The sequence below is a fragment of the Caballeronia sp. SL2Y3 genome (genome assembly GCF_022879575.1).
Taxonomy (GTDB): Bacteria; Pseudomonadota; Gammaproteobacteria; order Burkholderiales; family Burkholderiaceae; genus Caballeronia.
In genome coordinates this window covers 250,331-263,073 of sequence record NZ_CP084262.1, presented here as the reverse complement: position 1 = coordinate 263,073, position 12,743 = coordinate 250,331, and the positions used below count along the sequence as shown (strand labels likewise).

The 12,743-nt window shown below is 68.6% G+C and carries 7 protein-coding genes; all 7 read right to left on the bottom strand.

Annotated elements, in window-relative coordinates; translation table 11 throughout:
* From tagF to tssH, 7 genes are read right to left on the bottom strand one after another with little or no spacing between them, the layout of a single operon-like run.
* Window positions 1-528 (bottom strand): type VI secretion system-associated protein TagF, encoded by a 528-nt coding sequence (gene tagF / locus LDZ26_RS20155; protein WP_244851010.1) that lies wholly within the window; start codon window positions 526-528, stop codon window positions 1-3.
* Window positions 525-4,034, bottom strand: a complete 3,510-nt coding sequence (gene tssM / locus LDZ26_RS20150; RefSeq protein WP_244851009.1) for a type VI secretion system membrane subunit TssM — start codon at window positions 4,032-4,034, stop codon at window positions 525-527. The genes tagF and tssM overlap by 4 nt, the downstream gene beginning before the upstream one ends.
* Window positions 4,031-5,365 carry a type VI secretion system protein TssL, long form gene (tssL, locus tag LDZ26_RS20145; RefSeq protein WP_244851008.1) on the bottom strand — a complete coding sequence of 445 codons (1,335 nt, stop codon included), beginning with the start codon at window positions 5,363-5,365 and terminating at the stop codon, window positions 4,031-4,033. Before tssL ends, tssM begins: the two co-directional genes overlap by 4 nt.
* Before the next feature lie 28 nt (window positions 5,366-5,393).
* A complete protein-coding gene (gene tssK, locus LDZ26_RS20140; RefSeq protein WP_244851007.1) occupies window positions 5,394-6,728 on the bottom strand; it encodes a type VI secretion system baseplate subunit TssK in 1,335 nt (444 codons plus the stop codon).
* A gap of 8 nt (window positions 6,729-6,736) precedes the next feature.
* Entirely contained in the window at window positions 6,737-8,164 is a 1,428-nt protein-coding gene (gene tagH, locus LDZ26_RS20135) for a type VI secretion system-associated FHA domain protein TagH (RefSeq protein WP_244851006.1), read from the bottom strand.
* A gap of 9 nt (window positions 8,165-8,173) precedes the next feature.
* Window positions 8,174-10,147 carry a type VI secretion system Vgr family protein gene (locus tag LDZ26_RS20130; RefSeq protein WP_244851005.1) on the bottom strand — a complete coding sequence of 658 codons (1,974 nt, stop codon included), beginning with the start codon at window positions 10,145-10,147 and terminating at the stop codon, window positions 8,174-8,176.
* Window positions 10,134-12,743 (bottom strand): type VI secretion system ATPase TssH, encoded by a 2,610-nt coding sequence (tssH, locus tag LDZ26_RS20125; protein ID WP_244851004.1) that lies wholly within the window; start codon window positions 12,741-12,743, stop codon window positions 10,134-10,136. Before tssH ends, LDZ26_RS20130 begins: the two co-directional genes overlap by 14 nt.

The following is a 12,743-nucleotide window of genomic DNA, read 5'->3' as shown; positions in this document are numbered from 1 at the left end:
TCAGTCGCCGAGCAGACGCAAGAACAAGCCGGAGTCCAGCGCGCCTGTGTGCCGATGCGCTTTTTCGCCCGCTTGCGTCCACCACGCGCTGCCGCCATGGCACGTCGTTTCACGGAACGGCGGTGCAGGCAGTGCGGCAAGCCGCGCCTCGAATGCACGCATTGAAAACGACGGCGCGAGCGTGGACAGCGCGAGGGCAGCCGCCGCTTCGTGCCACGGGGAATCGACGGCGCACGACGCGCCGTGGATTTCCCGCGCGACGATCAGCGGGAAATAGCGCCCCACCGCATCTATGCCGGGCATCAGCGCGCCGGCATACGCGCGTTCGTCGAATATGTCGGGACTGGCGCAGAAGCGCCACACGGGCATGGCGAGATAGCTTTCGAGCCATTCGTGCGGCGCGCGCTGGCGGGCCGTCAGAAGGCCGCGTTGCAACCAGGCGTCGCAGGTTTTCACGAATGAGTCCGGCAAACCGCGCCCGACGAAGTCTCCGTGCGTGCGGACCTTGCCGTAGAAGCCCGCGCTCATAACGAAGCCGGGCAACGGAAGGCATTCAGGACGCCCGCGCGCAACGCATTGTTCACGCTGCTGGCGACGAGCGACAGCACGACCTTCCCGCCATCGAACGACACACTGAAGCGATCGGGTGGCCCGGCCTGCTGGACGCGCGCTGCGTCGAACACATGAAACAGCGCCCACGGTCCGTCGGCGCGCAGTGGCGTGCCGTCGGCGGGATCGAGTTCGACATGGGCCTGCCCGGTGCCCTTGCCGCTCGGCCAGCGAAACTCGGCCGTGGCGTTGGGCGCGTCGCCCGAGGCGGTGAGCTGCGTGCCGTCGATATCGAGCACGAAGCGCTTCACCGACGGATCGAGCGACGTGACTTTCGCCGTGAAGCGAACGGAGACATCGCGGCCGCCGTCGCGGAACAGCGCCTCGCGCAACATCGCGGCACGCTGGAACTGCACCGGCACGTCGTCGGACAAGCCGAGCGCCTTCGCGTCGGGACGCCACTTCCACACCGCCCCCGACGTGTCGACGCGGCTCTGCAGATTCTGCTGGAAAAACGTATCGACGAGGCCGCCGGGCGCGAGCACGCGCGCGAAATCGTCGGGGGCTGCGTCGCGCGTCGCGCCGCGCACCAGCGGATAGCGAGCGTCGAGCGCCTGCCGGCACGCCGGCGCGACGCTCGCCGCCCACGCGGACTGCAACTGCGCCCGCTGGCTGCGGATCTGCACGGTATCGGCGTTGCCGGCGACGCCCTGCAGGATGGCCGCAAGCGGCGCGGGCGCATTCTGCGACATCAGCTTGAGCCGGTCCAGCGGCGCGGTCGCGGGCAGCGGCAGGGACTGCCTGCGCGCGGTATCTTCCGCCTGCAAGGTCGCGGCGGCGTCCTTCAGCGCGTTGACATAGTCGTCGAGCGGTGCGCCGGCGAGATCGTGCAGCGCCTGGAAATGTGTGTCGACGAGCGTCGGCGCGGCGGGCGCGTCCGTCTCGACGCCGATGTGCTTGCGCAGCGTGTCGAGCTTGCCGGGCGGCGCGGCGGGCGGGGCGAAGCGCGTTTCGCGCGCAATACCCTCGATCAACGCGCGCAGCGGCGAATTCGGCGCGCCGAGCAGGTTTGCCATGCGGGCGCCCTGGTCCGGCGCATCGAACGGCACGACGCCGATATCCGCCAGCAGCGCGTCCCATTGGCGAATGGTTTCGTCGCTATAGAGGCGCGTGAGCGCGGTGCGCAACGCGTCCGTATCCTGCGCGCCGGCGCGGGTCTGGCCGTTGCCGAGCACCCAGTCGTCTTTGGGAAGATTCGAGAGCGCCGCCTCGCGCAGACGCTCGAACGCCGCGAAACCCTCGCGCGTATAGGCGCCGTCGATGCCTTGCGTGAGCGGCGCGCCGCTCTTTCTGACGAACACGATCTGTCCGCTCGGACCCGCCGCCTTCGCGACCGTGAATTCCGGCAGGCGCTGCTGCGCGAGTTGCTGCCGGATGCGTCCGTCGAGCCGCTGCGCCAGAGGCACGCGATTCAGCACGGCGCGCGCCTGCGCAATCAGGCTCTGATCGAGCGGCAGGTTCGAATCGAACTGTCCGCGGCTGAACAGCGCCTGGAGGTGACGTTCGATGTCGGCGCGCTCACCGTCGCTCGCGTCCTTCATGGCGCCCTGCCGCCAGGTGCGCATTGCCCAGACCTGCAGTGCGTCGGGATCGAAGTGCGCCGGGTCGCCCAGCATCAGATACGCGCGCAGGGCCTCGTAGAGCGTCGCCGTATCTTCCGACCCGGCGTGGCGCAACTGGTCCTCCATGCGCTGCACGACGATCGGCAGCAAGGTCTGCCGCAACAGCCGCTGATAGACGCGCTCGGCTTCGCGCCCGAGCTTCTCGCGCTGATCGAGCCCGAAGCCCGCCCACCACGACGGATCGTGTGAGGCGCGCTCGGCGTCGCCGCCGGGCAGATCGCGCGCCGCATCGAGCAGCGGCAGCACGGCGAGCGGACTATCGCCGGCGCTCGTCTGCTTCGCGCGTTCCGCCAGCGCCGCGACCTGCTGACGGCTTTCCTCGACGAAACGCCGGTTCTGCCGGTCGCTGGCAATCAGTCCGGCCAGCCCGGCCGCGAGCGACACGCCGATCAGGCCGACGGCGACCCGCTGAAAGCGCGTGCGCCGCCGTTCCGTGCGCGCATCCGTACCCGCGATGCCCTGCTCCGCGAAGATCACGTCACGCAGCAGCCGCTTGACGAAGTAGGCGCGTCCGCTCGACGCATCCGCCATCACGACTTCTCGGCGCAGTCCGAGCGAGCCGGCCATGGCGCTCATCATGCGGTCGAGCGGACGGCCGCTTTGCGTGCCGCTAGTAAAGTAGACGCCGCGCAGCAAAGCCGCGCGGGAGAAGCGCGAATCGCCGAAAGCATCGTCGAGAAAACGCTGCAACGCCTGCTCGATGCCCGCGAACTGCTGCTGGAACGAATGGATCAGCGCGCGGCGGCGCACGTCGGTTTCCTGCTGCATGCGTTGCAGCACGCGATCCTGCACCTGCCGGTGAAGCAGACGGAACTCGTCGGGAAAGCGCGCGAGCGGTGTGCCGGCCTCGCCTTCGCCCTGATTCGATGCGAGCGGAAACGTCACGCCCCAGACCTGTTCGCGTTCGTCGCGGCCCAAGTCGTCGAAGTATTCGGAGAAGCCCGCAAGCATGTCGCTCTTGGTGACGACGACGTACACCGGCAGACGCACGCCGAGTTGCCGGTTCAGTTCGGACAGACGCTCGCGGATGGTCACCGCATGCGCGGCGCGCGCTTCGTCGGACTGCTGCAGCAGATCGGCGGCGGACACTACGGCCATCACGCCATCCAACGGACGGCGCGGACGATATTTGCGCAACAGGGCGAGGAAGCCGAGCCACGCGCCGCGGTCCGCTTCTTCATGGCTATCCTGCGTCGTGAAGCGGCCGGCGGTATCAAGGAGCACGGCGTCGTCGGTGAACCACCAGTCGCAGTTGCGCGTGCCGCCGACCCCGCCCACCGCCTGCGCGCCCAGCCGGTCCGCCAGTGGAAAGCGCAGGCCGGAGTTCGCAAGCGCGGTAGTCTTGCCCGCCCCCGGCGCGCCGACGAACATGTACCACGGCAGATCGTAGAGCGCTTCGCGGCGCGGCCTCAGCCAGCCGGCCACGCCCTGCTTCGCGCCGCCGCGCGTTTCGCGCAGCGTTCTGAGGGCGTCTTCGAAACGCGTGCGCAGCGTGGCGAGTTCGGCATCGGCGGCCTGGCGCGCGGGGTCCGGCTCGCGCCGCGCGGGATCGAGCGCATCGGCGACAAGACCCTGCACGAACTTCGACCCGGCGATGCGCGCCTTGGCATACCGCACGCCCCAGTATCCGGCCCAGCACAGGACGATCAGCGCGATTGCGAGCCACCGGCGCGCCGCGCTGTCGAGCGGCGCGCGTCCGTCGAAGGCGACGAGCGGCCCGTAGAACCACACGAGCGCAGCCAGCGCGAGCACGCCGGCGAAAGAGACGACAGCAGGCTTCTTCAGGGTATCGATCCACTTCATGGTGCGGCTCCCGGCGAAAGAATGTCGATGCTCACGCGGCGATTGCGCGCGCGCCCGGCGGCCGTATCGTTCGATGCGGCCGGCTCCGTGTCGCCGCGTCCCTCGGCGCTGACCCGGGCGGGATCGGGCAGCTTGGCGGCGAGCATCGCGCGCACCGTGTCCGCGCGTGCCTGCGACAGCGCCACGTTCGACGGAAAGCGCGCCGACACGATGCGCTGGTTGTCCGTATGCCCGATCACGACGACATTGCCCGGCTTGTCACGCAAGGCTTCGCCGATGCGCTGCACGAGCGGGGCGAAATGCGCATCGAGATCGGCGCTGCCCGACGCGAAAATCTGCACGCCTTGCGCCGTATTGTTGAGCGTGACGGTCGTGCGGTCCGCCGACTCGCCGACCGTCACCAGCTCCTGCGCGATCTCCGGCGCGAGGAAGCTGCTCAGCGCGGCGGCCAGCTTGGGTGCGGCCTTCGTCTTGTCGGCGAGCACCGGCGCGGGCGCGACCCGGATTGTGCGCATCGCGGCGAACACCGGGTCCGAGAATGCGTTGATGCGCAGGCCGAGCACGAGGCCCGCCGTCATCAGCACGGCGGCCGCGAGCGCGAGCGCGACCCACAGCGGCAGGAAGCCGAGCAGCCGTTTGCGTTCGCGGTCGGCGGGCCGCCAGTGCGGCGACAACGCCCGTTCCACCGCGCCGCGCTGCGCGCGGATCATCTGTTCGAGGCGGGCGCGAATCTCGTCGAGCTGACGCTTGCCGCCTTCGATCAGGCGATAGCGCCCGTCGAAGCCGAGCGCGAGCATCACGTAGATGAGTTCGAGCGTGTCGATCTCCACCGCCGGGGTTTGCGCCAGCCGTTGCAGGATGACGAAGAGCCGCTCGCCGCCCGATGCCTCGTTGTGAAACGTCACGAGCAGACTGCGGCGGCCCCAGACGCCCGCGCCCCACGGCGTGGCGGCAATGGCTTCGTCGATGAACGTGCACAGGCAATAGCGGGCCGGTCCGAGCTGCGCATCGGGCACGCCGAACGAGCGGCCATCGGCTTCGAACCTGCGCACCATCTGGATAAGCTGTGCGCGCAGGGCTTCGAGATCGGGGTGGCTCGCGAGCCGGCGTAGCGGCAGCGCGAGTTCGAGCAGCGGACTGGCCGCGCGCAGGAGCGGATTGCGCCCCGCGATCGAGGCGTCGAGCGGCGCGAGCGGCGCTTCCGTCGTCGCGGGCGGCGCGCCGGTGTTCGTCGCGGGCTCGCGCTTGCGGCCGGGCGTCGGCAGCCGGATGGTCTGGGCCGCGTCGAGAAACACCGCATCGTCGAGCGGCGGGTGGGTGTCGTTGGACATGGAATGGCTTCCTTCAAACGGCGTGGCTTCAGTGCCGGATTGCCCAGAGTTCCATCGCGAGGCCGGGAAATTCCCCCGCGACGTGCAGCGCCATGCCGGCGGAAGACGCCAGCGTCGCCCATGCTTCGTTCTTGTCGTCGAGTTCGAAGTAGCTGTAGCCGGCGTGGAACGGCAACTGGCGCGGCGCGACCGCCAGCGCCCGCAGCGCAATGCCGGGCAATTGCAGATTCACGAGGTCGCGGATCTTTTCGATACTGCCGATCTTCACCTGGCTGCCGAACCCGGACAGCAGCGTGTCGGTCGGCACCTGAGCGCGCGCCGCCAGCACGAAAGTCGCCCCGGTGAAGAGCGCGCGATCGTTGACCAGCGCGACGCGCAGGCCGTAGCGGCGCTCTTCCAGCGCAATGGACACGACCTGCGGATCGGCCACGCGCGACAAGGCGAGCCGCAGCGCGGCGATCACCGGCTCGAAGCTCTCCTTCAGCCGTTCGTGCCGGTACGCGGGAAATTCCGGCGGCCTGCGGCCCGCCTGACTGAACGTGGCAAGCTCCCCCGCGAGGCCGATGCACACCCGATAAAGCGCCTCGGGATGCAGCCCGCTCAGCGCGTTGAAATGCGCGACCAGCGGCTGCGCCCGGTTGACGATCTGCAGCAGCAGGAAATCGGCGATCTCGGCCATGCCCGCGCCATCGGGCTGCGCGAGCCGCCCCGCAAGCGCTTCGCCGCGCTGTTGCAAGAGGCCGGCCAGCTCCGTCGCAAAGCGCGCGAGCTTGCCGGCCACGCGATAGTCGAGACACGGCGCGCAGTATCCGTCGTCGAGCACCACACGGCCGTCGCTCTTGCGTTCGATCACATGGGCGACCCCGGCGCACGCATGGGCATGCGCGACGTCGGGCGAGAGCGCGAGGCGCAGACGCAGCTTGCCAACCTGCAGCAACGTGGGGAGCGCATCGGCGTCGTTGCTGTCGTGAACTTCGACATCGCCTGCGCGATAACGCGCGAGGTTGTCCGCGTGCTCGCCGCCGCCGGATTCCGGCGAGCCGGGCCGTCGCACCGGCAAGGCGAGCATGACCGTCACGTTCGCCGCGTTCTCGGGAATCTCGAGCGGCTCGGGCAGGTCGTCGTCGGCGGGCAGGCGAAAGGGCGTGCCGTCCGGCAGCACGCCGGCTGCGGATCGGAGCGCGAGCTTGCCGAGCTTGAGCAGCGCCTCGTCGATCTCGAGTTTCGTGAAGCCCCACGCATAGGGACGCAGCGCGCCCGCGCGGCCTTCGAGCAGCGCCTCGACGTGACGGTCGTGCTGCTGCAGATGCTGCGGCTGGAGGAACATGCCCTCCGACCAGATGACCTTGTTGTTCCAGTACATGAGCTGACTCAGTCTTTCGAGAATTGCAGCGCATCGAGCTGCGCCTGATACGCACGGCCGAACGGCTCGCCGAAGCGCTGCTGAAAGTCGTCGCCGGTGTCGCGCGACACGCGTTCCCAGGTCTTGACGTAGCGCTGCCACAGCCGCGCCTTGCGATTGCCGACGATGGCGTGGAACCGGCCCGGCGCATCGAGCGAGCGTTCGATGGCGGCAGGTTCGATGCGCGCCATGGCGTCGTCGAGCGCGGCGCGCATGCCGGCGATGAGGGCCAGTTCGTGCGTCTGGATGTCGTGGAACGCGGCGCGCATGGCTTCGTCGGGCGCAAGGTAGCCACGGCCCCGCGCGCCGAGCATCTGCGTCAACGCGCGATCGGCGTCCGGAAAGAACTTGAGCGGATTGTTGTCGCGCTCCTCGATCATCGTCATGGCCATGCGGGTTTCGCGCTTGGTCATCGCCCGCGAACGAAGGACGGACATCGCGCCCTGCGTGGCCGTGCGCAGCATCGATCCGATCAGGCGCGCGAGGTCCGGCGCGGCGATGTGCGCGACGTCGGCACGTTCGACGCCGAGGCCGTCGAGCAACGCATCGAGCAGCGCCGCTTCGTTCTGCGGCGTGTCCGCTGCGTCGTCCGCTTCGTCGTGCGCTGCGTCGTCCGCTTCGTCGTGGGCTTCGTCGTGGGCTTCGTCGCCGTTCCATGCAGATGGTGGCGCATCGCGCAACTCGTGCGGCGGTTGCACAGCGGGCAACGCCGACATGACGCGCTCCGGCGAGACGTGCTCCAGACTGCACACCGCCGCCTCAACCCGAGGTGCGCGCGGCGCGCCTGCGTCGCGTAGAGGATCGGCACCGCTCAGCGCATCCATCAGGGCCTGACTCGCATCGCCGCCGAAGTTGCCGGGTTCGCGCAAGAGCGGCGTCGCGGCAAGCGGGTCGGGAGTGAATGGGGCATCGTCGTCGCCCGGCCCGGCGTGAGGCGCGGTGCGGTCGTGCGGCGCGTTCCAGTCGTCGGGAATGAGCGGCGCGGGCGGCGGCGCCTCGAATTCCGGCGTGGCCGGCAAGCTCGCGGACGGAACAGGCGCGGACGGCGCGGGCTGCGTCATCAGCGTCTGGCCGACGGCGAACACCGTGTCCACCGACACGACCAGCGTATAAGCCCCGATCGCGATACGGTCATCGTTCGACAGGACCGCTTCGCGCCCGGCCCCGAGCGCTTCGTCGTTCAAGAGCGTCGGATTGCTGCCGGCATCGACCAGAACGTAGGTATCGCCGCGGCGTTCGATGCACGCCTGAATGCGCGAGATGCCGCGCTGCGCATCTCCCAGCACCAGCGTGCACTCCGGCGCGCGCCCGATGGTGGCGGTCTCGTCGATTGCCATCGTATGCGGCGCGGCGCGCTCGTCGCCTTCGCCGCCCCGTACTGTCAGCGTCAGTGTCATCGTGATCTCCTATTTGCGGCCCTTGCTGGCGCCATCGTCGGCATCGCGCGGCGGCGCCGGCGGCGCGGGCGGAATGGCGAGCGGCACCGGCGGCACGCCCGGGCCGACCGGAATCGGAAAGCTCGACATCTCGATCGTCTCGGGACCGATGAGGATGTACGACGCGCCGGCGCGCAATGCGATGGTCGCGCTCGCCTCGATTTCCACCGCCGCACCCGCCTTGATGCGCACCGCCGCGCCCGCCTCCAGCGAATACGCCTCGCCGACGAACTGGTCGTGCGTCGTCATGCTCGCCGCCGACACGCCGCCGAGCACGCGCGACGTGCTCCGCCCCGTGACGGAATCGTTGCGCGCGCCGCGCGTCGCGCGGAACTCGTCGCCACCGATGCTCACGTGGCGCTCGCCCGACACGTTCATCAGGGCGTCGTTCTTGATCCAGGTTTCGTGATCGCGCTCGGCGTGAAAGAACATCTGCTCGCTGCCCTTGCGATCGTCGAAACGGACTTCGTTGTAGCCGTTGCCGCCTTGGGTCGACTGGCTTTTCACGGTGGAAACCGCGCTTTGCGCGGGCAGCTCATACGGCGGCATGTTGGTCGAGTTGTAAGCCGCGCCCGTGATCACCGGCCTGTCCGGGTCGCCTTCGACGAAATCGACGAGCACTTCCTGCCCGATGCGCGGCAGGAACATCGCGCCCCAGCGCCGGTTGGCCCAGCCTTGCGCGACGCGCACCCAGCAGCGGTCGAGCGGGTTTGCACCGTCGGTCTGCGTCAGTTGTTCCCAGTGGAACCGCACCTTCACGCGGCCGTATTGATCCGTGAGAATCTCCTCTCCCGGCGGCCCGATCACCACGGCGGTCTGCGGTCCGGCGACGCGCGGCGCGGGCGTCACGCGCGGCGAGCGGAACGTGGTGTCGCCGCGGATCGCCCGGAATCGGCAATCGAAAAGCGGCCGGCTCGGATCGTCCGAAGATACATAGGCATCCGACACGATCTCCGCGTGGTTCTCGATCACCAGATACTGACGGTTCTGCGCGCCGGCCGGATGATCTCGAAGACGGAACAGGCCGCCGGCCGCGATGCCGCGCGCCGTGCTGCGCCCTTCGATCGAATCGTTCTGCGTCTGATGGATCTCGACGTTCACACGCGCAAGCCGCTCGCCGTCGCCCGCCGACAGATGCCCGGTCAGATGTTCCTGCATCAGATAGCGCGGCGGGTCATAGGGCGCGCCGCGCGTGGCCCGGGCGACGAGCCCCTCGCTGTTGCTGACGGAGGCTTTCTCGAAGTCGTAATCGTTGACTTCGTAGCGCCCCGTTTCCAGCGTCGCGCCCGATACCCAGCGATACACGCACTCCTCGTCCTGCCGCGGCGTGTCCCATGCCTGAAACGGCACCGTGCCGTAATGCGCGATAGGCCGGTGTTCGGCGCCGGAGTCCGCGAGCACGAGCGTGTGCTTGCCGCCTTCGTGCTCGAAGAAGTAGTGAATGCCTTCGCGCTCCATCAGGCGGCTGACGAAATCGAAATCCGTTTCGCGGTGCTGCACGCAATGATCGAGCGGCGGATAGCTCGCCGTGCACGCGTTGCGAAAATCGACGTCGTACGATTCGAGCACCTTCGACACGATCTGCGGCACCGTGCGCTGATGGTAGAAGCGCCGGTGCGCGGCGCGCGTGAGCAGCCACATGCGCGGATGCACGATCGCTTCGTAGCGCGCCATGCGGTTTTTGGTGCTGTCGCCGGGAATCAGCAGACGCAGCGTCGTCACGATGCCGTTGAACTCGCGCGAACCGCCGGCCGGATAGTCGAGCGTCACCGTGAGGTCCTGCCCGAGCACCTTGCCCGGATCGATGTCGTTGCGCGTCGAAAGAAAAGCGATCTCGTACCGGCTCAGACGCCCGAGCGCCTCGCTGGCGGACATGCGCAGGAACACGGCATCGCCGCCGAGCGCCGCGCAATTCAGGCGCACATGGCGTTCAGTCGAAGGCATACGTGAACTCCTCGTCCTCGACGCCCACATGCACGCGCGAAAGAGCCGTGCCCGCCATCACGCGCGACAGATACTCCGTACTGATGCGCGGCAGCACGCTGTTGGTGAGAATCGCGTCGATCATGCGGCCACCGCTTTCCAGCCGCGTACAGCGCAGCGCGATCTGCGCGACGACGTCATCGTCGTAAGTGAACGGCACACGATGCCTGCTCGTCACGCGCTCCGCCACGCGCCCGAGTTGCAGCCGGATGATGGCGCGCAGCATGTCGCCGGAAAGCGGGTAATACGGAATCGTCACCATGCGCCCGAGCAGCGCGGGCGGAAACGTCCGCAGCAGTTGCGCATGCAGTTCCCGCTCGATCACCTCCATCGGCGCGGGCGTCCGCGGGTCGGCACACAGTTCCGCGATACAGTCGGTGCCCGCGTTGGTGGTCAGCAGGATGAGCGTGTTGCGGAAATCGATGGAACGCCCTTCGCTGTCGTCCATGTGGCCCTTGTCGAAGACCTGGAAGAACAGTTCGTGCACATCCGGATGGGCCTTCTCGACTTCGTCGAGCAGCACGACACTATGCGGACGGCGGCGCACCGCCTCGGTCAGCACGCCGCCCTCGCCGAAACCGACATAGCCCGGCGGCGCGCCCTTCAGGAGCGACACGGTATGCGCCTCCTGATACTCGCTCATGTTGATGGTGATGAGATTCTGCTCGCCGCCATAGAGCGCCTCCGCGAGCGCGAGCGCCGTCTCCGTCTTGCCGACGCCCGAGGTCCCGGCCAGCAGAAACACGCCGACGGGCTTGTTCGGATCGTCGAGGCCCGCGCGCGAGGTCTGCACGCGGCGCGCGATCATGCGCGTGGCGTGGTGCTGCCCGATGATGCGCCTGTCGAGCAGTTCGTCGAGACGCAGCACATTGCCGACCTCGTTCTTCAGCATGTCCAGCACGGGCACGCCCGTCCAGTCCTGAACGACCGCCGCGACCGCGTGACGATCCACACCGGGCAGGATCAGCGGCGCTTCGCCCTGATGCAGGGCGAGTTGCGCCTGACGTTCGCGCAGCGCGTCCAGATCGGCGCCGCGCGCGTGTTCGCGCAACGCGCGGCGGCGCGCGAGGATGTCCTCGACCATGCCGCGTTCGGCATGCCAGCGCGCTTCGAGCGCCGCCAGACGGGCGTTGGCAACCTGCAAGTCCGCGGATGCCGCTTCGTGCCGTGCCGCGGTATCGATGCCGATGGCGGCCTCGCGCGCGATGACGTCGAGTTCGGTCATGAGCGTCCCGATGCGCCGCCTTGCATCGTCGACGGCGGGCGGTGTCGCATGCTGGCTCACGGCGACCCGCGCGCAGGCGGTGTCGAGCAGGCTCACCGACTTGTCGGGCAACTGACGCGCCGGCAGATAGCGATGCGAAAGCCTCACCGCCGCCTCGACGGCTTCGTCGAGGATCTGCACGCCGTGATGCGCCTCGAGCGCAGCCGCGATGCCGCGCATCATCGTCACCGCGCGCGTCTCGTCGGGCTCATGCACCTGCACGACCTGAAAACGCCGCGTGAGGGCGGGATCCTTCTCGATATGCCGCCGGTATTCGGACCACGTCGTAGCCGCGATCGTGCGCACGACGCCGCGTGCGAGCGCCGGCTTGAGCAGATTCGCCGCGTCGCCGGTGCCCGCCGCGCCGCCCGCGCCGATCAGCGTGTGCGCCTCGTCGATGAAGAGGATCACCGGCTTCTGTGCGGACTGCACCGCATCCAGCACCTGACGCAGACGCGTCTCGAACTCGCCTTTCATGCCCGCGCCCGCCTGCAGCAGCGCCACGTCGAGCGTGCGCAGGCTCACGTGCCGCAAGGCGGGCGGCACATCGCCCGCGACGATGCGCAACGCAAGCCCTTCCACGACCGCCGTCTTGCCGACGCCGGCCTCGCCCGTGAGGATCGGGTTGTTCTGCCGGCGGCGCATGAGAATGTCGATGACCTGGCGGATTTCCTCGTCCCGGCCGACGATCGGATCCAGCTTGCCTGAGCGCGCGTCGTCGGTCAGATCGACGGTGAAGCGTTGCAGCGCGTCGTTCGCCTGCGGCGCGCCCGCGTCCGCCGAAGGCTGCGGCGCGGGCGCCGTCTGCGCCTGCGTTTCGGGCGAACCGTCGAACAGATCGGCATGACGCTCGACGATATCGTCCGCCTTGACCCGGTCGAACTCGCGCGAGATGCCGCGCAAGACGTTGCGCAGCGCGGGCGTCCGCAACATGCCAACCAGCACGTGCGCGCTGCGTATCGTGTGCGCCCCGAACATCAGCGATGCATGCACCCAGCCGCGCTCCACCGCTTCTTCGAGTTGCGCGCCGATATCGGTCACCGACGACGCGCCACGCGGCAGACGGTCCAGCGCATCGGTCAGATCGCGCGCAAGCACCGCTGGATCGATGTCCGCATGGCGGATCACGCGATGCAGATCGGAATCCGGCAACTGCAATACCTGATGCAGCCAGTGCGCGATCTCCACGTACGGATTGCCGCGCAGACGGCAGAATGTCGTGGCGCTTTCCATCGCGCGGAAGCTGAGCGTGTCGAGTTTGCCGAACATGACGGCACGGCTGATGTCTGCCAT